General features: G+C 62.3%; 26 protein-coding genes and 1 pseudogene. 18 read left to right on the forward strand and 9 right to left on the reverse strand.

Annotated features, from left to right (window positions below; translation table 11 throughout):
- Positions 1-105: 105 nt before the first annotated feature.
- Both K6M89_RS10170 and K6M89_RS10175 read left to right on the forward strand, forming a co-directional pair.
- Positions 106-1,131, forward strand: coding sequence for a class I fructose-bisphosphate aldolase (locus tag K6M89_RS10170; protein WP_222139353.1), 1,026 nt, complete (start codon positions 106-108; stop codon positions 1,129-1,131).
- 362 nt (positions 1,132-1,493) lie between these two features.
- The gene (locus K6M89_RS10175) at positions 1,494-2,417 is read left to right on the forward strand and encodes a PhzF family protein (protein ID WP_222139354.1); all 924 of its coding nucleotides are present in this window, start codon (positions 1,494-1,496) and stop codon (positions 2,415-2,417) included.
- 22 nt (positions 2,418-2,439) lie between these two features.
- On the opposite strand, the gene K6M89_RS10180 is transcribed toward K6M89_RS10175, so the two are convergent.
- Complete coding sequence (locus K6M89_RS10180) at positions 2,440-2,604, reverse strand: hypothetical protein (protein ID WP_097664134.1); 165 nt, start codon at positions 2,602-2,604, stop codon at positions 2,440-2,442.
- A gap of 173 nt (positions 2,605-2,777) precedes the next feature.
- Here K6M89_RS10180 and K6M89_RS10185 point away from each other — a divergent pair, with 173 nt between their 5' ends.
- From K6M89_RS10185 to rcdA, 3 genes are all read left to right on the forward strand, one after another.
- Entirely contained in the window at positions 2,778-4,058 is a 1,281-nt protein-coding gene (locus tag K6M89_RS10185) for an MFS transporter (RefSeq protein WP_222139355.1), read from the forward strand.
- 154 nt (positions 4,059-4,212) lie between these two features.
- A complete protein-coding gene (locus K6M89_RS10190) occupies positions 4,213-4,404 on the forward strand; it encodes a DUF1192 domain-containing protein (protein ID WP_003582172.1) in 192 nt (63 codons plus the stop codon).
- A gap of 390 nt (positions 4,405-4,794) precedes the next feature.
- Entirely contained in the window at positions 4,795-5,310 is a 516-nt protein-coding gene (gene rcdA, locus K6M89_RS10195; RefSeq protein ID WP_004679442.1) for a protease adaptor protein RcdA, read from the forward strand.
- A gap of 137 nt (positions 5,311-5,447) precedes the next feature.
- On the opposite strand, the gene rpmE is transcribed toward rcdA, so the two are convergent.
- Complete coding sequence (gene rpmE, locus K6M89_RS10200) at positions 5,448-5,669, reverse strand: 50S ribosomal protein L31 (protein WP_003566413.1); 222 nt, start codon at positions 5,667-5,669, stop codon at positions 5,448-5,450.
- A gap of 192 nt (positions 5,670-5,861) precedes the next feature.
- Here rpmE and K6M89_RS10205 point away from each other — a divergent pair, with 192 nt between their 5' ends.
- From K6M89_RS10205 to K6M89_RS10225, 5 genes are all read left to right on the forward strand, one after another.
- On the forward strand, positions 5,862-7,664 hold the full coding sequence (locus K6M89_RS10205) for an ABC transporter transmembrane domain-containing protein (RefSeq protein WP_222139356.1): 1,803 nt from the start codon (positions 5,862-5,864) through the stop codon (positions 7,662-7,664).
- A gap of 142 nt (positions 7,665-7,806) precedes the next feature.
- Positions 7,807-8,799, forward strand: coding sequence for a Bug family tripartite tricarboxylate transporter substrate binding protein (locus K6M89_RS10210; RefSeq protein WP_097580338.1), 993 nt, complete (start codon positions 7,807-7,809; stop codon positions 8,797-8,799).
- A 207-nt stretch (positions 8,800-9,006) separates the two neighbouring features.
- Positions 9,007-9,195 carry a YegP family protein gene (locus tag K6M89_RS10215; RefSeq protein ID WP_097603990.1) on the forward strand — a complete coding sequence of 63 codons (189 nt, stop codon included), beginning with the start codon at positions 9,007-9,009 and terminating at the stop codon, positions 9,193-9,195.
- A 250-nt stretch (positions 9,196-9,445) separates the two neighbouring features.
- Entirely contained in the window at positions 9,446-9,784 is a 339-nt protein-coding gene (locus tag K6M89_RS10220) for a YciI family protein (protein WP_097580340.1), read from the forward strand.
- Between the two features lie 7 nt (positions 9,785-9,791).
- The gene (locus tag K6M89_RS10225) at positions 9,792-11,042 is read left to right on the forward strand and encodes an RNA polymerase sigma factor (RefSeq protein ID WP_222139357.1); all 1,251 of its coding nucleotides are present in this window, start codon (positions 9,792-9,794) and stop codon (positions 11,040-11,042) included.
- On the opposite strand, the gene K6M89_RS10230 is transcribed toward K6M89_RS10225, so the two are convergent.
- The 4 genes and pseudogenes from K6M89_RS10230 to K6M89_RS10245 form a co-directional block, all read right to left on the reverse strand.
- Entirely contained in the window at positions 11,043-12,074 is a 1,032-nt protein-coding gene (locus K6M89_RS10230; protein WP_097580342.1) for a peptidoglycan -binding protein, read from the reverse strand.
- 3 nt (positions 12,075-12,077) lie between these two features.
- The gene (locus tag K6M89_RS10235; protein ID WP_097580343.1) at positions 12,078-13,181 is read right to left on the reverse strand and encodes a MotA/TolQ/ExbB proton channel family protein; all 1,104 of its coding nucleotides are present in this window, start codon (positions 13,179-13,181) and stop codon (positions 12,078-12,080) included.
- 112 nt (positions 13,182-13,293) lie between these two features.
- Positions 13,294-14,094 carry an inositol monophosphatase family protein gene (locus K6M89_RS10240; RefSeq protein ID WP_222139358.1) on the reverse strand — a complete coding sequence of 267 codons (801 nt, stop codon included), beginning with the start codon at positions 14,092-14,094 and terminating at the stop codon, positions 13,294-13,296.
- Between the two features lie 203 nt (positions 14,095-14,297).
- Positions 14,298-14,882 (reverse strand): annotated as a pseudogene (locus K6M89_RS10245) (CheB methylesterase domain-containing protein); the annotation flags it as partial.
- Between the two features lie 277 nt (positions 14,883-15,159).
- On the opposite strand from K6M89_RS10245, the gene K6M89_RS10250 reads away from it, so the two are divergent.
- A complete protein-coding gene (locus tag K6M89_RS10250) occupies positions 15,160-16,905 on the forward strand; it encodes a methyl-accepting chemotaxis protein (RefSeq protein WP_222139480.1) in 1,746 nt (581 codons plus the stop codon).
- A 30-nt stretch (positions 16,906-16,935) separates the two neighbouring features.
- Here K6M89_RS10250 and K6M89_RS10255 read toward each other — a convergent pair whose 3' ends face one another.
- Both K6M89_RS10255 and K6M89_RS10260 read right to left on the reverse strand, forming a co-directional pair.
- Positions 16,936-18,018 carry a tetratricopeptide repeat protein gene (locus K6M89_RS10255; protein WP_097580502.1) on the reverse strand — a complete coding sequence of 361 codons (1,083 nt, stop codon included), beginning with the start codon at positions 18,016-18,018 and terminating at the stop codon, positions 16,936-16,938.
- A gap of 10 nt (positions 18,019-18,028) precedes the next feature.
- Positions 18,029-18,682 carry a thiamine phosphate synthase gene (locus K6M89_RS10260; protein WP_222139359.1) on the reverse strand — a complete coding sequence of 218 codons (654 nt, stop codon included), beginning with the start codon at positions 18,680-18,682 and terminating at the stop codon, positions 18,029-18,031.
- Positions 18,683-18,790: 108 nt separating this feature from the next.
- Here K6M89_RS10260 and K6M89_RS10265 point away from each other — a divergent pair, with 108 nt between their 5' ends.
- Both K6M89_RS10265 and K6M89_RS10270 read left to right on the forward strand, forming a co-directional pair.
- Positions 18,791-19,555, forward strand: coding sequence for a sulfite exporter TauE/SafE family protein (locus K6M89_RS10265; protein ID WP_222139360.1), 765 nt, complete (start codon positions 18,791-18,793; stop codon positions 19,553-19,555).
- A 72-nt stretch (positions 19,556-19,627) separates the two neighbouring features.
- Positions 19,628-19,888 carry an ArsR/SmtB family transcription factor gene (locus K6M89_RS10270; protein ID WP_003552646.1) on the forward strand — a complete coding sequence of 87 codons (261 nt, stop codon included), beginning with the start codon at positions 19,628-19,630 and terminating at the stop codon, positions 19,886-19,888.
- A 198-nt stretch (positions 19,889-20,086) separates the two neighbouring features.
- On the opposite strand, the gene K6M89_RS10275 is transcribed toward K6M89_RS10270, so the two are convergent.
- Positions 20,087-20,260: a YdcH family protein gene (locus tag K6M89_RS10275; protein ID WP_009996782.1), complete on the reverse strand. Its 174-nt coding sequence runs from the start codon at positions 20,258-20,260 to the stop codon at positions 20,087-20,089.
- 228 nt (positions 20,261-20,488) lie between these two features.
- On the opposite strand from K6M89_RS10275, the gene K6M89_RS10280 reads away from it, so the two are divergent.
- From K6M89_RS10280 to K6M89_RS10300, 5 genes are all read left to right on the forward strand, one after another.
- On the forward strand, positions 20,489-20,692 hold the full coding sequence (locus K6M89_RS10280) for a YdcH family protein (protein ID WP_010028538.1): 204 nt from the start codon (positions 20,489-20,491) through the stop codon (positions 20,690-20,692).
- A 43-nt stretch (positions 20,693-20,735) separates the two neighbouring features.
- The gene (gene purE, locus K6M89_RS10285) at positions 20,736-21,230 is read left to right on the forward strand and encodes a 5-(carboxyamino)imidazole ribonucleotide mutase (RefSeq protein ID WP_004679370.1); all 495 of its coding nucleotides are present in this window, start codon (positions 20,736-20,738) and stop codon (positions 21,228-21,230) included.
- Entirely contained in the window at positions 21,227-22,303 is a 1,077-nt protein-coding gene (locus tag K6M89_RS10290; RefSeq protein ID WP_222139361.1) for a 5-(carboxyamino)imidazole ribonucleotide synthase, read from the forward strand. Before purE ends, K6M89_RS10290 begins: the two co-directional genes overlap by 4 nt.
- A 165-nt stretch (positions 22,304-22,468) precedes the next feature.
- Positions 22,469-22,594 carry a type B 50S ribosomal protein L36 gene (gene ykgO / locus K6M89_RS10295; protein ID WP_003582204.1) on the forward strand — a complete coding sequence of 42 codons (126 nt, stop codon included), beginning with the start codon at positions 22,469-22,471 and terminating at the stop codon, positions 22,592-22,594.
- A 108-nt stretch (positions 22,595-22,702) separates the two neighbouring features.
- Positions 22,703-23,317, forward strand: coding sequence for a tetratricopeptide repeat protein (locus K6M89_RS10300; protein WP_097580348.1), 615 nt, complete (start codon positions 22,703-22,705; stop codon positions 23,315-23,317).
- The last annotated feature ends 74 nt before the right edge of the window (positions 23,318-23,391 follow it).

The raw sequence follows: 23,391 nt of genomic DNA on the forward strand, positions 1-23,391 counted from the left end.
TTCAATCGTTTCAATGACTTAGCCTTCCATTTTCCTCACTATAAACTTCTGTTATCGCCGTCCTATATTCTTAAACCGCTGATGTTAACGCTGTGGAGAGATCGAATGAGCGAACGACTGGAAGATATTGCAGTGCAGATGGTTGCGGGCGGCCGGGGACTGCTTGCGGCTGACGAATCGACCTCCACCATCAAGAAGCGTTTCGACACGATCAACCTCGAATCGACCGAAACGAGCCGTCGCGACTACCGCGAGATGCTTTTCCGCTCCGACGAGGCGATGAAGAAATATATTTCCGGCGTCATTCTTTTCGAAGAGACGCTCTACCAGAAGGCTGCCGACGGCACGCCTTTCGTCGACATCATCCGCGCTGCCGGTTCGATTCCCGGCATCAAGGTCGATACCGGCGCCAAGCCGATGGCCAAATTTCCCGGCGAAACCATCACCGAAGGCCTCGACGGCCTCGGCGAGCGCCTTGCCCGCTATTATGAAGCCGGCGCCCGTTTCGCCAAGTGGCGCGGCGTCATCGCCATCTCGTCCTCGCTGCCGACCCGCGGCTCGGTCCGTGCCAACGCTCAGGCGCTCGCCCGCTATGCGGCTCTCTGCCAGGAAGCCAAGATCGTGCCGATCGTCGAGCCGGAATGCCTGATGGACGGCAAGCCGGGCGACCACAACATCGACCGCTGCGCCGAAGTCACCGAATCCACGCTGCGCATCGTTTTCGAGGAACTGGCCGAAGCCCGCGTCAGCCTCGAAGGCATGATCCTCAAGCCGAACATGGTCATCGACGGCAAGAACGCCCGCAAGGCCTCGGTCGAGGAAGTTGCCGAGCGCACCGTCAAGGTCCTGAAAGCGACCGTTCCCTCCGCCGTTCCCGGCATCGCATTCCTCTCCGGCGGCCAGACGACCGAAGAGGCGAGCGCACATCTTTCCGCCATCAATGCCACCGGCGACCTGCCCTGGCTTGTCACCTTCTCCTACGGCCGCGCCCTGCAGGACAGCGCCCTCAAGGCCTGGAACGGCAAGCCGGAAAATGTCGCCGCCGGCCAGCGCGAATTCACCCACCGCGCCGAGATGAACAGCCTCGCCGCCAAGGGCAGCTGGAAGAAGGACCTGGAAAAGGCCGCTTGATTTTTGGACTTGGGATTTGAGCCGGGGCGGCAATCACAACGTTGCCGCTTCTGCTAATCCCCTCGCCCTCATTTCTCCGCTCGTCACAGGAATCCAGTGCGCCCAAGTCCTTGGGCGCTAAAGACTCTTTTCCCTGAAGTATTGATTCACTCACGGCGCGGACGCGCCGTGGCTGGATTCCTGTGACGAGCACAGGAATGAGGGGTTGGAGAGACGCCGTCCTCCCATGCCACCGGGGAAGTTGCGTGGACGATAAATGCGGCGCGTAACCGCTCACCTCTCATTGTCACGGCGACAAGAAACCGCTTCAATCCCTTAAAAACCATGCTTACTCATGACGGCCTGCCACAACAGGAGCCGCCATGAACACCATCTCCTACGTCACCGTCGACGTCTTCACCTCCACCCGCTTCGAGGGCAATCCGCTTGCCGTCATTTCCGATGCCCAGGGCTTGAGCGATGCGGCGATGCAAAAGATCGCCACCGAGTTCAACTATTCCGAAGTCACCTTCGTTCTGCCGCCGGAAGACGATCGGAATTCCGCCCGCGTGCGCATCTTCACCCCGACGATGGAGATCCCCTTCGCCGGCCATCCGAATGTCGGCACCGCCTACGTGCTCGGCCGGCAGGCCGAGATCTTCGGCAAGCCGGTCGGCGACAGGCTGCGCTTCGAGGAAAGGGCCGGCATCGTCGAAGTCGACCTGAAACGCAACGGCGGACAGATCGAGGCCACCGCCATCCGCGCGCCGCAGCCGCTGACAATCGGCGACACCATTGCCGAGGAGGCCGTCGCCCGTTGCATCTCGCTCGATCCAGGCGTCATCGTCACCACCACCCACGCGCCGGTCTTTGCCTCCGTCGGCCTGAACTTCGCCGTCGCCGAATTGAAGGGGCTCGAAACCCTGGCCGCCGCCCGTCCGAACCTTGCCGGCTTCCAGGCGGCCGCGGGCCGGCAGACGACGAGCGGCCACGACTTCTCGCTTTTCGTCTATGCCAGGACATCCGACGATCCGTGGCATATTCGCGCCCGCATGTTTGCCCCCCTCGATAACGTGCCCGAGGATCCGGCAACCGGCAGCGCTTCGGCAGCACTCGGCGCCTATCTTGTTTCGCTTGCGCCGGACGCCGATATGGACGTCCGCCTCACCATCGAACAAGGCGTCGAAATGGGCCGCCGCAGTATCATTGCCCTCGATGTCGTGAAATCCGGCGGCATCGTCACCGATGTCGTCATCTCGGGACGCTGCGTTTCCGTCATGCGCGGAGAAATCATCCTGCAGGACTGACGATCCGGGATGGACTGCGGGCTTACATCAGGAAGTCGCGCGATAAGAGCGCAACAGCCCAGACGCCGAAGGCGATAAGCGCGATCTTCCAGAAATCCATACGCCGCCGGAGGCCGGGAAGCCCGAGCGGCTTGATCACCTGTATCGCCATGGCAAGCATGAGCAGCAAGGCTATCAGCTTTGTCATGCTTTATTTTTTCCATTTTTCGGAATGTCACAGGACGGACATTTTTCCGAGCGAACAAGAGCATCTCGACACGCCGTAAAGATATTCCGGGGCACAATCAATCATCTTGAGGCTGGCCAGGCGCAGGTCTTGCCTTATGTCCGTTTACAATCGCTGAGACCGAGTCTGGGGAAATGAAGAGAAATCTGCTGTCCGTCGCCGCGTTGCTCTTTGGCACGCTCTTCCTTTTCATGGGCAACGGCCTGCAGGGCATCCTGCTTCCGGTGCGCGGCAATCTCGAAGGCTACGCCACCACGACGCTCGGCCTGCTCGGCACCTCATGGGCCGGAGGCTTCGTCATCGGCTGCCTGGTGGCGCCGAAACTGGTGCGCCGCGTCGGCCATGTCAGAGCCTTCTCCGGCTTCATCTCGATCATCGCCATCATCGCGCTGGTCAGCGGCATCATCATCGATCCTATCTGGTGGGTGGTCCTGCGCGCCGTCACCGGCTTCTCCACCGCCGGCACCTCGATGATCATCGAAAGTTGGCTGAACGAGCGCGCCAGCAACGAAAGCCGCGGCGCGATCTTCTCGCTCTATATTGGCATCACACTGCTCGGCGTCGTCGGCGGCCAGATGATGATCCCGCTCGAGGATGTGCGCACGCCGGTGCTGTTCATGATCTGCGGCATCTTCTATTGCATCGCCATGCTGCCGACGACGCTTTCGACCGCCGCCTCGCCGCAGCCGCTGAAGGCCGTGCGTCTCGACCTGCCGGCGCTCTACCGCAATTCGCCCGTCTCCTGCCTCGGCATCCTGCTCGTAGGCATCGCCAACGGCGCCTATGGCACGCTGGGCGCCGTGTTCGGCGCCGGCGCCGGCCTTTCCGACACCAGCATCGCCGTCATGATGAGCGCCACCATCTTCGCCGGCGCCATGATGCAGTTGCCAGCCGGGCGACTTTCCGATCGTATCGACCGGCGCTACGTGCTCGCCGCCATGTCGGCGATCGCCGCCCTCGCCGGCCTGCTGATCTTCATGCTCCACCCGACATCGCCCGCCTTGCTGATCGGGCTGGTTGTCCTTTACGGCGCGGTGGCCAATACGCTCTACCCGATCGCGGTCGCTCACGCGAACGACTTCGCGGCATCGGAGGATTTCGTCAAGGTCTCCGGCGGTCTGCTGCTCCTCTACGGCATCGGCACGGTCATCGGCCCGACGCTCGGCGGCCCTGTCATGTCGGCGATCACACCGCATGCGCTTTTCCTGGTCACGGCCATCGCCCATGTGCTGATCACCGTTTATGCGATTATCAGAAGCCGCATCCGCGCCGCCGTCCCGGCCAGCGACCGCGACGCCTATACGACGATCCCGACCGGCACTTCGCCGATGCTGACGCCGGAAAGCATGTCGCTTGCCGATCGCGGCACCGGCAAGTCTCCCGAAAACGGCGATCCTGCTGTAAAGTTCGGATAGAGCGTCCCGCAGAACTGCGCTGCGGTTTTTCCGTGACTCATGAACGGGAAGCTCAGGACGAGGGTGGATTTAGGCCGGATCGGCCTAGATTTTCCCTTCCGCATCGCCCGTATTTTTCGCCATCAAGCTGCCTGCAGCAAAAGGAGGAGAACCGATGAGCTTTATCGATGACGACCGGCCGCAGAAGAAAACCGCCCATGAGATCGGCGCCGATCTCTCCATGCTTTCGGTGGACGAGCTGAAGGCGCGAGTGGAGTTGCTGAAGACCGAGATCGCCCGCCTGGAAGCCGAGGCCGCCCGCAAGGCCTCCGGACGACAGGCGGCGGAAAGCTTCTTCCGATCATGATCCGCAAAAACCTCAAAAAACAACAGCATGGCTGACCAAATGAACCAGCCTCAAGTCTTCATTCGGCACAATGTTAATAAAATATTAAGCTTTATAAGGTATTACTATATTCATCCAGATTTCCTCTGGGTCTCAGACAGTTTTCCATGCGGTGAATTGGTCTGATTTTTCTCCCTGTTTTACCTTGAGAGCCGCTTTTGCGGCTCTTCTTTTTGCTGCGGCCGGCGCGTTTCCATGAAACTGTGGAGATTAACCCTTTCTTAAGAAACGGCTTGCGCATTTGCGCTAATGATACCATCTTAAAGTCATAAAGACCGGCTAGGGAACCTTTTACCTCGGCGCCGGCGTTTACCTGACCATAAGTAGCTGCGTGCAACAGGGACTATTGCGATGTCGGAAGTTGGATTGAACACGATCAGTTTTGCGGGCCGCGCGGCTGCATCCTCACAGTTCAAGGCGCTTTATGCCGAAGGCATGTCGCTGGTCGAGGAGACCGCCGCCTATCTCGACGGCCAGGGCCGCGCAGCCTCCAAGGTTCTGCCGCGCATGGCGTCCGTCCTCTATGCCGCGGAATCGATGCGGCTGACCACCCGCCTGATGCAGATGGCTTCCTGGCTGCTGCTTCAGCGCGCCGTCAACAATGGCGAAATGTCCCGCGATCAGGTGCTGGCCGAGAAGAACAAGGTCCGCCTGGACGGCTTCAACGTCGACCGCGCCGCACCGGGCTGGGGCGATCTGCCGGAATCCTTCCGCGATCTCGTCGAGCGCTCGTTGCGCCTGCAGAACCGCATCGCCCTGCTTGATCGCGAAATCTATCGCCCGGCCGAAGCCGTGATCGTTCACGACAATCAGAACAGCGTGCAGGCCCAGCTTTCCCTGCTGCAGACGGCCTTCGGCAACAACTGACCGATCTGACAAATTCCATTTGAACCGGCTGCGCGTTGCGCGGCCGGTTTTTCATTTGCTGCGCTACCGCGCAGCCTGCGAACGCAAAAAAGCCCGGCAGAACCGGGCCTTTTTCAAATTCCGTCGAGCAGAAGCGATTAGAGGCCGAGGCCGCCGAAACGCTTGTTGAACTTGGAAACGCGGCCACCGCGGTCCATCAGCTGCTGATTGCCGCCGGTCCAGGCCGGATGCGACTTGGAATCGATTTCGAGGTTCATGACAGCACCTTCCGAACCCCAGGTCGAGCGGGTTTCGTATTCAGTGCCATCGGTCATGACTACCTTGATCATGTGATAGTCGGGATGGATGCCTGCCTTCATAACAATCTTCCTGCGATACCGGAGTTCAATTTGCCGCATGCAGTTGCGGCCACCGAACCGATTGAATAAATGAAGCCGCAGTCGTGATGGCTACGGCTTCCCATTAGGATGGCGTGCCTATACATGAAGGACGCCGGGATAACAAGAGCCAACAGGCCGCATTAGCGGGTCCTCGCGGCGATCGGAGATGATTTGGCAGAACAGGGACGGGCTGAAGAAAACAAAAGGCGGTCGTTGCGACCGCTTGGCAGACTGACGCCCTATGTCATGCGCTATCGCGGCCTGGTGGCAGGTGCGCTGATTTCGCTGACGCTTGCCGCCGTCACCTCGCTGGCGCTGCCGCTCGCCGTACGCCGCATGATCGATCACGGCTTCACCCAGTCGGATGGCCGCTTCATCAACAGCTATTTCGCCATGCTGATGGTCATGGCCGTCGTGCTCGCTGTTGCAAGCGCCATGCGCTATTATTTCGTCATCACCATCGGCGAACGCATCGTTGCCGATCTGCGCCGCGATGTCTTTGCCCATGTGACGCGGCTGTCGCCCTCCTTCTTCGACGTCAACCAGTCCGGCGAAATCATCTCGCGTCTGACTGCCGACACGACGCAAATCAAGTCCGCCGTCGGCGCCACTGCTTCCGTGGCGCTCAGGAACCTGATCCTCTGTCTCGGCGCCATGGGCATGATGGTCGTCACCTCCCCGAAGCTTTCCAGCCTCGTCATCGGGGCGATCCCGCTGATCGTCTTCCCGCTCGTCGCCTTCGGCCGCTCGGTGCGCAGGCGCTCCCGCGCCGCCCAGGATACGCTTGCCGAAGCGTCCGCCTTCGCCAACGAGACGATCGCCGCAACCCGCACGGTCCAGGCCTTCAACGGCGAAGATGCCGCAGCGATGCGCTACGGCGGCGCCGTTGAATCCGCCTATGAGGCCGCCCGCGCCGCCATCCGCTCGCGCGCCTTGCTGACCGGCATCGCCATCACGCTGATCTTCGGCAGCGTCGTCGCCGTGCTCTGGGTCGGCGCCCACAGCGTGCTTGCCGGCACGCTTTCGGCCGGCACGCTCGGTCAGTTCCTGCTCTATGCCGTCATTTCGGCCGGATCTCTTGGCGCACTGTCGGAGGTCTGGGGCGAACTCTCGCAGGCGGCCGGCGCTGCCGACCGTCTGACCGAGCTTCTCGACGAGGTCTCGCCGATCGCCGCCCCTGCGCGCCCCGAAGCCCTGCCCTCGCCCAGCCGCGGCCGCGTCGAATTTTCCGACGTGCATTTCGCCTATCCCTCGCGTCCCGGCAAATCGGCGCTGCATGGCTTGAACTTCGCCATCGCACCGGGCGAAACCGTCGCCATCGTCGGCCCTTCCGGCGCCGGCAAGAGCACCGTCTTTTCGCTGCTGCTACGCTTCTACGATCCGCAGCAGGGCAGCGTGACGATCGACGGTGTCGACGCGCGGCTGACGACACCGGACGAGTTGCGCCAGCGCATTGCCATCGTGCCGCAGGACGTCACCATCTTTGCCGCTTCGATCCATGACAATATCGCCTTCGGCCGCCCCGGCGCCTCGCGTGAGGAGGTCCGCGCCGCAGCCCTTGCCGCCCAGGCCGACGAGTTCATCGCCCGGCTGGAGAGCGGCTATGAGACCGAGGTCGGCGAACGCGGCGTCACCCTCTCGGGCGGCCAGCGGCAGCGCATCGCCATTGCCCGCGCCATCCTGAAGAACGCGCCCGTACTGCTGCTCGACGAGGCGACGTCTGCCCTCGACGCCGAAAGCGAGACCCTGGTGCAGAAGGCGCTCGACGGCCTGGTCGACGGCCGCACGACCCTCGTCATCGCCCATCGCCTCGCCACCGTCCTGAAAGCCGACCGCATCCTCGTCATGGACCAGGGCCGCGTCGTCGAGGAGGGCACGCATCAGAGCCTGATCCGCCACGGCGGCATCTATGCGCGCCTCGCCCGGCTGCAGTTCGATGCCGCCAACGAGGATGTACTCGCTTCCGCGAAATGACCGGCATCCGCTTTTCCCAGGACAGCAACTAAAGTCTGACCTCTCTTGCATTCTCTCGCGGTTGTCTTTCCCGCCTCCTGCCCTACCCTCTTCATGCCCCCCGGGTAGGGGGTTGCTGTTGAAATCGTGGGAGGAGATAGGAATGGCGCTTTCCAACATGACGCGACGCACGGGCCTTGCGCTCGTTTTCGGCCTGGCTGCAACGCTCGGTCTTGGCACGGCTTCCCTTGCCGCGGATTTTCCGGATCGTGCGATCACCATGGTCGTGCCCTTCGCCGCCGGCGGCTCGACCGATGTCGTCGCCCGCATCGTCGCGCAGAAGATGTCGGAAGATCTCGGCCAGCAGGTGATCGTCCAGAACGTCGCCGGCGCCGGCGGCAATCTCGGCGCCGGCAACGTCGCCCGCGCCGACCCCGATGGCTACACCATTCTGATGGGCACGGTCGCGACCCACGCCCTCAATCCGCTGATCCTCAAATCGACCCCCTATGATCCCGAGAAGGATTTCGCGCCGATCTCGCTGCTCGTCGTCGTGCCGAACGTGCTGGTCGTCAATCCGGAATTGCCGGCAAAGACAGTGCCGGAATTGATCGCGCTCTTGAAGGCGGAGCCCGACAAATACAGTTACGCCTCGTCGGGCAACGGCACGCCGCTGCATCTTTCCGGCGAACTCTTCAAATCCATGGCCGGTGTCAGCATGCAGCACATCCCCTATAAGGGGGCCGGTCCGGCTTTGAACGATGTCATCGGCAACCAGGTGCCGATCATGTTCGACAACCTGCCCTCCTCATCCAGCCACATCAAGGCGGGCACGCTGAGGGCGCTGGCGGTGACGACGGCTGAGCGCGCCCCCTCCTTCCCCGACGTGCCGACGGTCGCGGAATCCGGCATTCCAGGCTATGAGACCTATACCTGGAACGCGCTCTTCGCGCCGGCAAAGACGCCGAACGAGGTGGTAATGCGCCTCAATGCCGCAGCCAAGAAGGCGCTCGCCGATCCCGCCGTTGCCGAGCGGATGAAGGAGTTCAGCGCCACCATTGTCGGCTCGACCCCGGAGGAACTCGCAGCCCATGTGAAAGCCGAGCTCGCCAAATGGGGGCCGGTCGTCAAGGGCGCGAATATCCAGATGGAATGACGCGCCGGCATCCCACCGGATATCCCGTCCGCTTGCGCCCAACGAAATGGTGACGATGGGACGCGGCAAGCCGCGTCCACAGAATGACTCAATCAAACCAGGAGAGGCTCCAGGCACACCAATTCTCATTAAGGTAGTGGAAAAGCTCGCCATTTTGATCTAGCCTTTCGACGCTGATGGTACAATTCAGCGTTTCGGGAGACATCCATGTACAAATTCGAAGTTTACAAGGATAAATCAGGCGAATTCCGCTTCCGCTTCAAGGCATCGAACGGGGAAACCATGTTCCTATCCGAAGGCTACAAGGCGAAGGCCTCGGCCATGAGTGCCATCGAATCCATCAAGAAGAACTCGCCCGGCGCCGACGTCGTCGATCAGACGAAGGCCGAAGCCTGAGCAGGACGGCACGGGCGGCGTGAGCGCCGCCCTGCCTTTTTTGCGCCCTTGAGCGGCGCTGGTGCCTTTGAGCCCGGCTCACCCGCGTTCGGATTTCCGGCGCCGTTTTCTTTTTCAAGTATTTTTCAAAGCCATGTCGAAACGACCGCCGCTCGCGCCTCATTGTCTCGGAACGGCTCAGCCGCTCCACCAGGCATAACGGCTTTCGTCGGCCTGCCCGGAAGGCCAACAACGAGATCAGGAGTTCTCCATGCAATATGCTCTCATCATTCGCGAAGCCCCCGAAGATTTCGCCCGCCGCAGCGATCCTGCCTATCGCGACGGTTGGGTCGCCTACAGCAAGGCGCTCGCGCAGGCAGGAATCATGACCGGCGGCGCCGGCCTGACAGCCCCCGAGACCGGCACGATCCTGCGCCGGAAAGGCGAGGATCACGATGTCCAGGACGGTCCCTATCCGGAAGGCAAGGAACAGCTCGGCGGCTTCTATCTGATTGAGGTCCCCGATATCGACACCGCGCTGGAATGGGCGACCCGCGTTCCGATCTCCGACAAGGGTTCGGTCGAAGTGCGCCCGCGCCTGCAGCTGTGAGGCGGGAATGTCCGCCGATGCCGGACGTGCCGCCGAACAGGTGGCGCGTCAGTCCTATGGCAAGCTGATCGCCTTTCTCGCCGCCCGCTCGCGTGACGTGCCGGCGGCGGAAGACGCATTGTCGGAGGCGCTGGCTTCGGCCTTGCGTGTCTGGCGGGAGCGCGGCATTCCTGGCAATCCGGAAGCTTGGCTGCTGGTCGCCGCTCGCCGCAACCTCATGCAGGCGGCCCGCCACCGCACCGTCGAGGCCAACGCACGAACGACGATATCGCTCGCCCTCGAGGAAGCGGAGGAGCGCATGAACGAGGCCGGCAATTCCGTTTTTCCCGATGAGCGGCTGAAGCTGCTCTTTGCCTGTACCCACCCTGCCATCGACAGCTCCGTGCATACGGCGCTGATGCTGCAGACGGTTCTCGGCATCGAGGCGAGAACCATCGCACGGGCCTTCGTCGTTTCGCCGCAAGCGATAAGCCAGCGGCTGGTGCGGGCCAAGGTGAAGATCCGTGATGCCGGTATTCCCTTCGCCGTTCCGCCTCGGCCCATCCTGCCGGGGCGACTCGCCGCCGTGCTTTCGGCGATTTACGTTGCCTACGGCCTCGGATGGGATGGCCTTGACGGCGAGGAGGCGCACCAGTCGCTTGCCGCCGAAGCGATCTGGCTCGGCCGGGCGTTGCTGACGGTGCTGCCGGACGAGCCGGAAGCGATCGGCCTCCTGTCGCTGATGCTTCACTGCGAAGCCCGCCGTGATGCCCGACGCGACGGCGAGGGCCGATATGTGCCGCTGGACGAGCAGGACACGGCGGTCTGGAACGCGATCATGATCGCCGAGGCAGACGCGCTGCTGCGCAAGGCCGGGAGCTTCGAGCGTTTCGGCCCCTTTCAGTGTCAGGCGGCAATTCAATCCGTGCATGCGGCTCGCCGGCTTTCCGGGACGACCGACTGGCAGGCGCTGACGACGCTCTATGCCGCGCTGCTGGAGATGAAGCCGACGCTCGGCGCCCGCGTCGCCGAGGCGGCGGTGATCGGCAGGGCCTCAAGCACTGCCGAAGGCATCAGCCGGCTCGACAAGATCGATCCGCGCTCGATCGCGGCCTATCAGCCCTACTGGGCCGTGCGTGCCTTTCTTCTGGCACGGGCCGGCGACAATACGGCTGCGGCTGACGCTTACGTGACGGCGATCGGCCTCAGCGACAGTCCAGCCGTTCGCTCCTTTCTCGCCGACAGGCTCGAGGAGTGGCGGCAGACAATATCAAGCTGATTATTTCTCGGTCAGCTTCAGCTCGATGCGGCGGTTGGTGGCGCGCGCATCCGGCGTATCGCCGGGTGCGATCGGCTGGAACTCGCCGAAGCCGGCGGCGACGAGCCGGTCGGCCGGCACGCCTTGGCCGATCAGGAACTTGACGACCGACGTCGCGCGCGCCGAGGAAAGCTCCCAATTGTCGCGATAGCGGCCTGTTCCGGCAAGCTGCACATTATCCGTATGGCCGTCGACACGCAGCACCCAGTTGATCTCAGGTGGAATTTCCTTGGCGAGGTCAAGCAGGGCGGCGGCGAGCTTCGCCATCTCCGTCTGCCCTTCCGGGTTAAGATCGGCGCCGCCCGAGGGAAACAGCACCTCCGACTGGAAAACGAACCGGTCGCCGACGATGCGAATATTCTCGCGATCCGAAAGGATCTCGCGCAAGCGGCCGAAGAAGTCGGAGCGGTAACGGTTCAACTCCTGCACGCGAGCGGCAAGCGCCACGTTCAGGCGGCTGCCGAGATCGGCGATCTTGGTCTGCGAGACCCGATCCTTCTCCTCCGACGCCTGAAGGGCTGCTTCAACGGCGGCAATCTGGCTGCGAAGCGCGGCGATCTGCTGGTTCAGCAGCTCGACCTGGCTGAGAGCCCGTTGGCTCACCTGCTTCTGCTCGTCGAGCTCCTGCGTCATCGCGCCGATCCGCTTCTGCGCCGCGTCCTGGCCACCCGAACCGGCATTCAGCAGCGCCTGCAGCCGCGAGCGCTCGCCTTCGACGTTGGCAAGCGAAGCCTGCAGGTTGGCGACCGAGTCCTGGAGATCCTGATTGCTGCCCTTTTCGAGCGCGAGAAGCTGCGTCAGCTCGTTGATCTGGCTGTTGAGGCGATTGAGCACCTCGTCACGTCCTGTGATCTCGCGGCTGAGAATGAACTGCCCGACGACGAAGACCGTCAGCACGAACATGATCGAGATGAGCAGCGTCGAAAGCGCATCGACGAAACCCGGCCAATAGTCGACCGTGCGTTCGCGTCGGCGGTTGCGGGCAAGAGCCATGGCTTACTTGCCCTCGCTCTTCTCTGTGTGGCTTGTGCGTTCGCGGTGACGTTCGGGTTTCTCACCGGCCCGCTCCTGCAGGCCGATGCGTTCGGCCAGCCGGTCGAGCGTGCGGCGCATTGCTTTTGCCTCGTCCTGCTGTGCCTCGATCCAGTCGCGCAGCATCTGCTGCTCGTTGCGCATATTCTTGACGAGCCCCTGGATGCCTTCGGCAAGGCTCGCCATGGCGGCGACCGAGCGCTGGCTGCCGACACCCCCCTCTTCGGAGGCCTTACGCAGATATTCGGAGAGCGCACGCATGTCCTCAGAGGACGAACCGGACACGGCGTCGAGCGCCGGCGCAAGATCGGAACCGACATCGGTAACGGAGGAGAGCCAGTTTTCAAGCTCCATGTAGAAGCGGTTCTGCGCGCGGCCGGCCTGCAGGTCGAGGAAGCCGAGAATGAGCGAACCGGAAAGGCCGAGCAGCGAGGACGAGAAGGCCTGGCCCATACCCGAAAGCGGCGTGGACAGGCCGTCCTTCAGTGCCGAAAGCACGTCCCCGGTGCCGTTCGAGCTGGCATCGAGCGATTGGATGACACCGCTGATCGAACCGATCGTGCCGATGAGGCCCCAGAACGTGCCGAGCAGGCCGAGGAACACCAGGAGGCCGATCAGGTAGCGCGAGACGTCGCGCGATTCGTCGAGGCGCGTCGCGATCGAATCAAGGATCGAGCGCAGCGCCGTCGTCGATAGCGCCAACGAGGTCTTGCGATTGCCGATCAGTGCCCTCATCGGCGCCAAAAGCCGCGGATTGCGATTGACCTTGTCGGCGCTGCCGGCGGCGCGGAAGGAGTTGAACCAGCGCACTTCGGGCCGAAGCGCCAGCACGTGACTGAAAACAAGGATGATGCCGACCGCGAGAACGCCGACGATCAGGCCGTTGAGGCCCGGATTATGCATGAAGGCAGTCTGCGTCTGCCGGAAGAGGATGGCGGCAATGAACCCGACGATGACGAGGAAAAGCAGCATCGTCCAGAGGAAGGGCATGGGGCTCGAAAGCCTGTAGACATAACCGCCGGGCGTCTTTTCGGTGGAGCCGATCTCCGCCACATTCACATTTTCCATAGATTCAGCAGCCTCCGAACTCATTGCTGGCGGAGACTAGAGCAACATTGTGCCGAATTGAAGTATCTGGAGGCGAAAACCGTGACTTTACAACAGCCGCGTTTTCTCTCGCCTACTTGGCGGGAATCGGTCGCTTGATGACCTCGATGAGCGCCTTGTGGATGTGTTCGTTGCCGGCGACGATCGCGCCACCCTCCAGAATGGCCGCTCCGCCGTCCCAATCGCTGGCAAAGCCGCCGGCTTCGCGGATGAGCAGGATCCCGGCCGCCATGTCCCAGGGTGCAAGCTCCGCCTCCCAGAAACCATCGAAACGTCCGGCGGCGACATAGGCGAGATCAAGCGTCGGCGAGCCCAGGCGGCGAATGCCCGCCACCTCGCCCATCACGTGGCGAAGCTCGACCAGGAATTTGCCGTGATTGCGCTTGCCGAGCGCCGGCACGCCGCAGCCGATGACGCAATCCGACAGCACGCGGCGCGCGGCAACGCGCAGACGCCGGTCGTTGAGGAAGGCGCCGCCGCCGCGCTCGGCAGTATAGAGCTCGTCGCTCGCCGGATTGAAGACGACGGCCGCAACGATCTCGCCGTTGCGTTCGAGTGCGATCGAGACGGCGAAGGCCGGGATGCCGTGCAGGAAGTTCGTGGTGCCGTCGAGCGGATCGACGATCCAGCGATGCGCGCCGTCGGTGCCCTTGATCTCCTCGCTCTCCTCGCCGAGGAAAGCGTAGGTGGGGCGCGCCTTGAGCAGCTCTTCCCGGACGATCTTTTCGGCCTTGCGGTCGGCGGCGGAGACGAAATCGCCCGGTCCCTTCACCGATACCTGCAGGTTCTGCACTTCGCCGAAATCACGCCCCAGCGATTTTCCTGCCTTGAGGGCAGCCTGAACCATGACATTGAGAAGAGCTGAACGGGCCATCGGCGCATTTCCTTGGGACTGATACGGGACGCGCGCTGCCAGGGGCGGGAAATGTCCCTGAACATGCATGACAGGCAGCGCTGCAAAGATTGGCGGCCTCAAGACCACAAAACCAGGGAAATTTCAAGAGGAGGCGCGCATGGCTGCCCTTCCTCGTCGGGAACCCGCGATTTTATTCGAAACGGATCGGTTCAAAACCGGTCTCAGAATTTCCGGTGCGTGATCATCACTTCGCGAGCGATCTGATCGAGCGGCAAGACGCGGTCGACGCCGCCCTTGGCGATCGCCTCCTTCGGCATTCCGAAAATGACCGAACTCGCCTCGTCCTGCGCCACCGTATAGGCGCCGGCCTGATGCATTTCCAGCATGCCGCGCGCGCCGTCATCGCCCATGCCGGTCATGATGGTCCCCATGGCATTCGAGCCGGCGGAACGCGCCGCCGAGCGGAAGAGTACGTCGACGGAAGGCCGGTGGCGCGACACCAGCGGCCCGGTCTTCACGCTCACATAATAGCGCGCGCCTTGGCGTTCGAGCAGCGTGTGCCTGTCGCCGGGCGCAATCAGTACATGCCCGCGCAGCACCGGGTCGCCATCGACGGCTTCCTTGACCTCGACCTTGCAGAGCCCGTTCAGCCGCTTGGCAAAGGCGTCGGTGAATTTTTCCGGCATATGCTGGACGATCACCATGCCAGGCGCATTGGCCGGCAATTCCTCGAGAAATTCACGCAGCGCCTCCGTGCCGCCGGTGGAGGCGCCGACGCAGACGACCATCTCGGTCGTCTTCGCCATGCAGGGTACACAGCGGTTGTATGAAACTACCATATAACGAGTCTTGAGACTCCCAATTCTGATCCGGAATAAAGTTGTATTTTCCTCAAAATTTAGTAACAAACAAATAAAAGCAATGGGTTAAGCCGTATTAACCGACCACGATGTCGCTACGGTGCCCAATCCCCATCTTTCGTTAATCACAACGCTGACGAGTCCGGCGTGTTTACCGGACGTTTCCATCCTGCGCGTAAAAATAGTGTCAGATAAGCCTGTGTTTTAAGAAAAGGTATAAATGTTGGCACACGCTCTGGTATCGCCGACCGCTGCAGCCTACACCTCCGGGCGGGACATTGGCCGGACCCTGGAATCCGCGCGCAGCCGGGTCGAGGAACGTTTTCTCGAAGGCGGCACGGTGCTCCTGTCGGTGATGGATGTTCTCAACCGTTTGTTGAATTCTCTCGAGAGCGTCACGGCGGCGCTCGACAATGAGGAGCAGAGCGATACCGGCGCCGATCTCCGTGCCACTGTGGAGAGCCTGACGGCGCTGCCGGTCACCGAAGAAAATCGTCAGCAGGCGCTGGTCTCACTGGCGCAGACCGGCCGGGAGTTGCGCAAATATGTCTCCGACATGCAGGAGACGATGCGTTATCTCAGAACTTTCGCCGTGACCGTGAAGATCACCGGCGCCGGCCTTGCTGAATTTGCCGGCTTCGCACAGGAAATCCTGGAGCGAATCTATTCCGGCACCGATGAAGTCAACCGTTTCGCCGCGCATCTCGACAGCCTCGACAAGGAGGTCAAACTCGCCGCCTCCTTCGGCGCCAGCGTCTCCAAGGGCTACGCCGATACCGTTCCGGCCGTTGCCGCCGCCCTGCGCGGCGACGCCGCCAAGATCGCCGAACACCGCAAGCATCTCGGCGTCGTCGCCCGCGAGGTCGGCGCGATTGCACGCGGCGTTCAGAGCAAGGTCGCCTCGACGCTCTCTGCCCTGCAGATCGGCGACATCACCCGCCAGCGCATCGAGCATGTACAGGCAACCCTTTCGCTGCTTGAGGAGTTCTTTGCCGGCGAGGGCGCGAAGCTCGATGCCGGCGCGCGCAAGCGCCTTCAGAACGTCATTCACCATCTGACCGCGGCGCAGATGAACGACATGTGCGTAAATTTCCAACGGGAATCGGAAAACGTCGTCACGACGATCGCCAGTTTTGACCACGACATGCGGGAGATCCTCAAGCTGCGCGACCAGATGAGCGGCGCGGGCGGCGAATCCGGCGGCAACTTCATGCGCGCGCTGGAATCGAGCGTTTCGGCCGCTCACGAAATCGTCCGGCAGGTCGATACGGCAAGCCGGCAGGCCGACCAGGTGAGCCAGTCGACGATCGACACGGCCGCCAAGCTCTCCCAAGCGATCGCCAATATCCGCGCCGTCAAGACCGACATCCATTATATGGCCTTGAACACCAATCTGCGCTGCAGCCGTCTCGGCGAGGAAGGCAGGTCGATCAACGTCGTCACGGCCGAATTGCGCATCTTCGCCGGCAAGCTCGACGAATCCGCCGATGCCATCGTCACCGGCCTGCCGGCGCTCGAAGCCGCAGCCGGACGCATCGCCCCCGCCATGGATGCCGGGGCGGGCGGCCTGGGAGAGGGCCTGACGTCGGCCGTCGGCAACATCCGCGCCGCAGCCGACGTCATGGAAAACGAGCTGAAAATGCTTGCCGAAAATGGTCGCGAGGTCGCCACCAAGATCGGCCTGCTGACCGGCAAGCTCGATTTCCAGCGTGACCTCGGCGAGGTCTTTACCCGCTGCGCCGATGTGCTTGATGAGGCCGCCGGCACCGCGGTCGCCGATATCTCCGATCTCGCTGAGGCGATCGCCCCGCTCGACCGCAAGATCTTCAAGCACTATACGATGGTTCAGGAGCGCAACATCCATCGCGACATCATCCCGGCCTGCGAGGAAAGCGCTGCTGCCCCTGCTCCCGCCGAGCCTGCCAAAATCGAAAACGACGAGGATCTTTTCGCCGACGCGCTGTTTTAAAGTCGCCCCTGGGACGCGAGACGCTATTATCTAGCGTCGGCGGAACTTGTTGGCGGCGTCGATCGCCGCCTTCTGCTGCTCGTCCTCGATGCCCAGGTAAAAATCCTCGAGCGCCGGATCGGCAAGCCCGGCGCGGCGCGACAGCACGTACCACTTCGCCGCCTCGACCGGATTGGGCGGCGTGCCGATGGCATTGACATAGAGGTGGGCGAGCTTGTTTTGCGCCGCGACATTGCCGCCATTGGCGGCAAGTTTCAGCCATTCGAAACCTTTGACATAATCCTTCGGGCCGCCGACGCCGTTGACGAGCCAGATGCCGAGATCGAGTTGGGCCGTGTCGAAGCCGGCACGCGCCGCGCGCGCCATCCACTCGCGGGCGAGTCGCTTCTTTTCCTCCGGCACGTCTTTCAGCGTCGCGTAAAGCTGCGCCACCGCATATTGCGAATCGGCAATGCCCTGCTCGGCCGATTTCTCATAGAATGGCAGCGCCAGCTTCAGCCCCTTCTCGCCGGGATTGTCGGCCACGAGGATCTGCGCCCAGTTGAACTCGGCTGAAGGGTTGCCCGCCTCGGCCGCTTTGCGCATGTAGTCGTCGGCCTTGACCTTGTCGCGCGGCACGCCTTCGCCTTCCATCAGCATCAGCGCATATTTGAACATTGCCGCCGGATCGCCGCCTTCGGCCGCCTTGCCGTACCAGAAGGCCGCGTTCTTCACGTCCTTCTTGACGCCGAGACCCTGTGAGAGGATTTCGCCGATCAGCGTCTGCGCTGCCGGATCTCCGAGTTGGGCGCGCGGCAGCGCCTTATCCATTGCTGTCAGGTAATAACCGCGCTGGTAAGCGCCGTAAGCCTCGTCGATCGGTCCCTTGTAGTCCTTCTCCGGCGGCAGGTCCGGCAGTTTCGCGCCCATCCGGTCGAAGACCCCGACGCCATCGGAGGGTCGCACGCCGGGACCGGCGGGCCGGTCGGTGCGAAAGGTCGAAGCCGGCGCCGTGCCCGGCTGGCTGATGACGCTGTCGGCTGCCTGCGCCAGAGCGACATCCGGCCCGGCTGCAAGGAGAACGGCGATGCTGGCGAGCAGATATTTCAAGTGGCAGGCGGGCGGGATCGGCATGAGCGCGATTTCAATCCTCAAACCGTGGCGCTTTTTCGTCAAGCAGCGCGTTGATTTCGGCAATGACGGATGGCGCCCGGGCGGGCTCGCCGAAGACCGCCAGCCGCAGCGCCACGAACTCCGCTCCGGTTTCGGCAACGGCGAGCGCCGAGGCCGGATCGGTGCCGCCCATGACGATGCAGGGGATTTCGATCATCGAAGCCCACCATTCGCCAAGCGCAAGGTTCTTCGGATGGGCCTCCGGCTTGATGTCGCCATCGAGCCTGCCGAAGAAGATATAGTCCGGCCTCACTTCGCCGATCTCCAGCGCCGTGTGCCGGTCGGCCGCATTGCCGCCGCCGACGATCAGCTTCGGCGCGTGCTTGTCGATCGCCTCCGACAGCGCCTCGGCATTGCCGGAAAGATGCAGGCCATCGGCCTTTGCCCGTCCCGCCACGCGGCTGTCGCCTGCAATCAGCGCCGCCGCCCCGGCATCCTGGATCAGCGGCACCAGCTTTTCGGCATGTTTTTGAAAGGCGCCGTCGTCGAGCCCGTATTGCGGCACGATCACCGAGGCGACATCGCCGCCTTTCAGCGCGTCGGCAACGATCTTTGCCTGTTCATCTGCATCGGCGATATCGGGGGCGATGAGCACAAGGCGGCAGCGGTTTTCCGGTTCGGTCATGAGGTCTTTCCGTTTCCAGCGAATTCCCCTTTCGAAAGGACGGATCCGCACTCGTTTTGTGTGAGTAGTTCCGTTAGAGGAGGCTTGCAAGAGGAGGACGCCGAAAGCATGCCGCAGGATTTGTCATTCTACTACGCCGCCGTGCCCGCCGTCCTCCTGGTCGGCGTCGCGAAAGGCGGCATGGGCGACGCTTTGTCGCTGATCGGCCTGCCCTTTCTCGCTCTGGTCGTCTCGCCGGTCGAAGCGGCGGCGATCCTGCTGCCGATTCTGATCTTCATGGATATGATTTCGCTCGTCATCTGGCGCAAGCACGGTGATTGGACGACGTTGAAGATCATGCTCCCGGGCGCAATCTTCGGCATCGGCCTCGGCTGGGCGACGTCGGCGCTCGTTCCGGGCAACATGCTGCGCATCGTCATCGGGGCGGTTACCATCCTCTTCTGCCTGCGTTATTTCTGGAGCAAATTCGGCCCCGGCATCGGCAAGGTGACCCCGCCGCGTGGCCAGCGGCCGGTTGCTGCCAGCCTTTGGGGGACGTTTTCCGGTTATGGCAGCTTCGTCGCCCATGCCGGCGGCGCGCCCTTCCAGGTCTATGCCCTGCCGCTCAAGCTGCAGCCGCGCGAATATACCGGCACCAGCGTGCGCTTCTTCGCGATCCTCAATGCCGTCAAGCTGATACCCTATTTCGCGCTCGGCCAGCTCGACACGCAGAACCTTGCGACCTCGGCGACGCTGTTGCCCTTCGCCCCGCTCGCCACGCTTGCCGGCGCCTGGTGCGTGCGCCGCATGCAGCCGGCGATCTTCTACCCCTTCATGTATGCGATGGCCTTCATCGCCGCCTTGCTGATCGTGCGCGAGGGCCTTGGCGGGTAAGGGCGGCCCTGCTCCACGCTGCAACGCACAATTTTCTTGCCGCCGCGACCGGTTTGCCGTAGCGTTCCCGCCATGTCGAACACGGACCCCTTCTCTGCGATTGCCGATCCGAACCGGCGGTTTCTGCTGGAAGAATTGCGGCGCGCGCCGCGGACAGTCAACGAGCTCGCCGAGGGCCTGCCGATCAGCCGGCCGGCCGTGTCGCAACACCTGAAGGCGCTGCTCGACAGCAACCTCGTCTCGGTGACGTCGGAAGGCACGAAACGCATCTACGCGGTCAATAACCGCGGCTTCGACAAGCTCAATCTGTGGCTGGATCAGTTCTGGGCCTGATCGCCCTCCGACAAGACCCCAAACCTAATCCAATGAAGACGATCGGCGGCGGGAGATGCAAAGGCGCCAGCAGCGATGCCGCGAGCATCGGGCTGGCGCAATTCTGGTGTCAAATCACCGGGTCTTGCAAATTTTAGGCGGAATGGATGGATTTACCTCTTCATACGCAAGATGATCGGCCGGCGACCCTTGGGAAGATCAGTGGACGGATGACTTGAGACGCTGAATCTCGTCCTTGATGCGCAGCTTGCGGCGCTTGCATTCGGCAATTTCCGTATCGGAGATAGAGGGAGCTGTTCTGAGCGCGTGCAGCTCCTCCTCGAGAGCAACATGCTTTTTCTGGAGTGATTCAAGATGAGCTTGAACTGTCATTTGACCCTTCCTTCCTCTTACCCTCCCCGGCCATCATCGTCGGGGATCAAGGTGTCAACGCGGCGGACTGTGACATATTTTTGAAGGCTTGTCGAAGGCGAAAAGATGAAGATGAGATGGCAAATTCATGATCAAGACTAACTAGCAGTTACCCGTATTTGGTGATAGGAGCTTGCGGAAATCATCGGCAGATCGGACAAGATCCGAAGACGACAACGGGGAATGCATATGGCCGATCAGGAACAGGCGGAAATCAGGCTCATGGTGGCGCGGCTGCGTCAGGAGCACGAGGATTTCGACGCCGCGATCAACGCCATGATCGAGACCGGATGCGACGCTCTGCGAATCCAGCGCATGAAAAAGAAGAAGCTCGTCATCAAGGACAAGCTTTCCAAGCTGGAAGATCAGATCGTCCCTGATATCATCGCCTGATCGCATCGCCCGATCGCATTGCTTGAGAGGAATAGCGGCAACGATGACAGACAGACCACCCGTCGCCATTATCATGGGCAGCCAATCCGATTGGGAAACCATGAAAAACGCGGCCGATACGCTGGAGGCCCTGGAAATCCCTTATGATGCGCGCATCATCTCGGCGCACCGCACGCCCGACCGCATGGCGAATTTCGCCAAGGGCGCGCGCGCCGAGGGCTTCAAGGTGATCATCGCCGGCGCCGGCGGCGCCGCCCATCTGCCGGGCATGACCGCATCGATGACGCCGCTGCCGGTCTTCGGCGTCCCGGTCCAGTCGAAAACCATGTCCGGCCAGGATAGCCTCCTGTCGATCGTGCAGATGCCGGCCGGCATTCCTGTCGGAACACTTGCCATCGGCAAGGCGGGCGCGGTCAACGCCGCCCTTCTCGCCGCCGCCGTGCTTGCCCTTTCCGACGAAGAAATCGCCGAGCGGCTCGACGAATGGCGCGAACGTCAGAGTGCCAGCATCGCCGAATACCCGATGGACGACCAATGACTGTAAGCACGATCGGCATTGTCGGCGGCGGCCAGCTCGGCCGCATGCTGGCCATCGCCGCCGCCAGGCTGAATTTCCGCACGATCATTCTCGAGCCGCAGGCGGATTGCCCGGCCGCTCAGCTCGCCAACCGGCAGATCGTTGCCGCCTATGATGATCCGGCGGCACTGGCCGAACTTGCCGCCGCCTGCGATGTCGTCACCTACGAATTCGAGAACGTGCCCGTTGCCGCCGCAGAGACGCTTCCGGCAAGCATTCCCGTCTATCCGCCGCCGAAGGCGCTGGAAGCCGCCCAAGACCGTCTGGTCGAAAAGCGCTTCCTCAACGATTGCGGCATCACCACCGCCCGCTTTCACGCGATCGACAGCCAGGCCGATCTCGAGGCGGCACTGAAGGATTTCGGCGGTCAGGGCGTGTTGAAAACCCGCCGTCTCGGTTATGACGGCAAGGGACAGAAGCTTTTCCGTTCGGTGGCCGACAGCGCTGACGGCGCCTATGCTGCGCTCGGCGCCGTGCCGCTGATCCTCGAAAGCTTCGTCGCCTTCGAGCGCGAGGTTTCGATCATCGCCGCGCGCACCGCCGACGGCGCGGTCGTCTGCTTCGATCCTGCCGAAAATATTCACCGCAACGGCATCCTCCATACTTCGACGGTTCCCGCCGCGATCTCCGCAACGACGGGCGAAGCCGCACGTCGGTCGGCCGAAAAAATCCTCGCGGCATTGAACTATGTCGGCGTCATCGGCATCGAATTCTTCGTGCTTGCCGACGGCAGCCTGATCGCCAACGAGATGGCCCCGCGCGTACACAATTCCGGACACTGGACGGAGGCGGCCTGTACCGTCAGCCAGTTCGAGCAGCATATCCGCGCCGTCGCCGGCCTGCCGCTCGGCGATGGCGCGCGCCATTCCGACTGCGTCATGCAGAACCTGATCGGCGACGATATCCTTGCCGTTCCCGACTGGCTGCGACGCCCCGATACGCTGGTCCATCTCTACGGCAAGACAGAGTGGCGCCCCGGCCGCAAGATGGGCCATGTCACCACCTTGGCGCCGAAATCCCCGCTTTCCCGGTGAGAAAACACCCTCTCGTCCTCGGAAAAACACCGTCATGTGGTTGACACGGAAAAGGTGACGGGGTATCTGCTCCCCCACCTAAAGAGCGCGCCCCGACGGCGCGCTTTTGATTGTTAAAGATACGGGCGAATGTGAATTCCCCCACAGAGATCGCGGATCAGAAAAATGAAGATCAAGAATTCGCTCAAGTCGCTCAAGGCTCGTCACCGTGACAACCGTCTGGTTCGCCGCAAGGGCCGCATCTACATCATCAACAAGCTGAACCCGCGCTACAAGGCTCGTCAGGGCTGATTGCGCGCATCCGGATCGCCGCGCCGCGCAGTTGCGCCGTCGGTCATCCGGTAGGTCGCTGCGGTGATCACGTCAAATTTGTTTGATCTTCGGCGTTGGCGGGCTAATATGTCCGCCATGCGCTTTTTTGCCTTGATACCAGCGGCTTTGCCGCTCTTCCTCGTTCTCTCCACCTCTCCGCTTCCGGCCATCGCGGCGGAAAAGGATGTCATCGTCGAGCAGAGCAATGCCGCCAGTTCGCCGAAGCAGCGCCTCGATCAGCTCTTCAGCCAGCTGAAGCGCGAGCGCGATCCCGACAAGGCCAGCGGCATCGCCAACGAAATTCGCCTCGAATGGAATGATTCCGGCAGCGCGACCGTCAATCTGTTGATGCAATGGGCGGACAAGGCGATTGAGGAAAAGCGCAATCCCGCCGCGCTCGATTTCCTCGATGAGGCAATAGCGCTGAAGCCCGATTACGCCGAAAGCTGGAATCGGCGCGCCACGCTGAATTTCGTCATGGGCAATTACCGCAAGTCGATGTCCGACATCGAACATGTGCTGGATCTCGAGCCGCGCCATTTCGGCGCGCTCTCCGGCATGGCCGCGATCCTCAGCAATTCCGGCAACGATCAGCTGACGTTGAAAGCCTGGGAGCGGTTCCTCGACATCTATCCCGCCGAGCGCACTGCGCAGGAACAGGTCAATACGCTGTCGGAAAAACTTGCCGGCAACCGCACGTGATGTCGGCTCGCCCGATCTTGAAGCCCGGTCGGACCGCACAATTTTAGCATTATCGAGGGAGCCACGCGGCGTTT

Origin of the sequence: Rhizobium croatiense, from assembly GCF_019793465.1 — a bacterium.
GTDB classification, from domain to species: Bacteria; Pseudomonadota; Alphaproteobacteria; order Rhizobiales; family Rhizobiaceae; genus Rhizobium; species Rhizobium croatiense.

Coding starts and splice junctions, on each gene's coding strand:
- K6M89_RS10170 (WP_222139353.1), top strand. CDS start 106: ATGAGCGAACGACTGGAAGATATTGCAGTGCAGATGGTTGCGGGCGGC.
- K6M89_RS10175 (WP_222139354.1), top strand. CDS start 1,494: ATGAACACCATCTCCTACGTCACCGTCGACGTCTTCACCTCCACCCGC.
- K6M89_RS10180 (WP_097664134.1), bottom strand. CDS start 2,604: ATGACAAAGCTGATAGCCTTGCTGCTCATGCTTGCCATGGCGATACAG.
- K6M89_RS10185 (WP_222139355.1), top strand. CDS start 2,778: ATGAAGAGAAATCTGCTGTCCGTCGCCGCGTTGCTCTTTGGCACGCTC.
- K6M89_RS10190 (WP_003582172.1), top strand. CDS start 4,213: ATGAGCTTTATCGATGACGACCGGCCGCAGAAGAAAACCGCCCATGAG.
- rcdA (WP_004679442.1), top strand. CDS start 4,795: ATGTCGGAAGTTGGATTGAACACGATCAGTTTTGCGGGCCGCGCGGCT.
- rpmE (WP_003566413.1), bottom strand. CDS start 5,669: ATGAAGGCAGGCATCCATCCCGACTATCACATGATCAAGGTAGTCATG.
- K6M89_RS10210 (WP_097580338.1), top strand. CDS start 7,807: ATGGCGCTTTCCAACATGACGCGACGCACGGGCCTTGCGCTCGTTTTC.
- K6M89_RS10215 (WP_097603990.1), top strand. CDS start 9,007: ATGTACAAATTCGAAGTTTACAAGGATAAATCAGGCGAATTCCGCTTC.
- K6M89_RS10220 (WP_097580340.1), top strand. CDS start 9,446: ATGCAATATGCTCTCATCATTCGCGAAGCCCCCGAAGATTTCGCCCGC.
- K6M89_RS10225 (WP_222139357.1), top strand. CDS start 9,792: ATGTCCGCCGATGCCGGACGTGCCGCCGAACAGGTGGCGCGTCAGTCC.
- K6M89_RS10230 (WP_097580342.1), bottom strand. CDS start 12,074: ATGGCTCTTGCCCGCAACCGCCGACGCGAACGCACGGTCGACTATTGG.
- K6M89_RS10235 (WP_097580343.1), bottom strand. CDS start 13,181: ATGGAAAATGTGAATGTGGCGGAGATCGGCTCCACCGAAAAGACGCCC.
- K6M89_RS10240 (WP_222139358.1), bottom strand. CDS start 14,094: ATGGCCCGTTCAGCTCTTCTCAATGTCATGGTTCAGGCTGCCCTCAAG.
- K6M89_RS10255 (WP_097580502.1), bottom strand. CDS start 18,018: ATGCCGATCCCGCCCGCCTGCCACTTGAAATATCTGCTCGCCAGCATC.
- K6M89_RS10260 (WP_222139359.1), bottom strand. CDS start 18,682: ATGACCGAACCGGAAAACCGCTGCCGCCTTGTGCTCATCGCCCCCGAT.
- K6M89_RS10265 (WP_222139360.1), top strand. CDS start 18,791: ATGCCGCAGGATTTGTCATTCTACTACGCCGCCGTGCCCGCCGTCCTC.
- K6M89_RS10270 (WP_003552646.1), top strand. CDS start 19,628: ATGTCGAACACGGACCCCTTCTCTGCGATTGCCGATCCGAACCGGCGG.
- K6M89_RS10275 (WP_009996782.1), bottom strand. CDS start 20,260: ATGACAGTTCAAGCTCATCTTGAATCACTCCAGAAAAAGCATGTTGCT.
- K6M89_RS10280 (WP_010028538.1), top strand. CDS start 20,489: ATGGCCGATCAGGAACAGGCGGAAATCAGGCTCATGGTGGCGCGGCTG.
- purE (WP_004679370.1), top strand. CDS start 20,736: ATGACAGACAGACCACCCGTCGCCATTATCATGGGCAGCCAATCCGAT.
- K6M89_RS10290 (WP_222139361.1), top strand. CDS start 21,227: ATGACTGTAAGCACGATCGGCATTGTCGGCGGCGGCCAGCTCGGCCGC.
- ykgO (WP_003582204.1), top strand. CDS start 22,469: ATGAAGATCAAGAATTCGCTCAAGTCGCTCAAGGCTCGTCACCGTGAC.
- K6M89_RS10300 (WP_097580348.1), top strand. CDS start 22,703: ATGTCCGCCATGCGCTTTTTTGCCTTGATACCAGCGGCTTTGCCGCTC.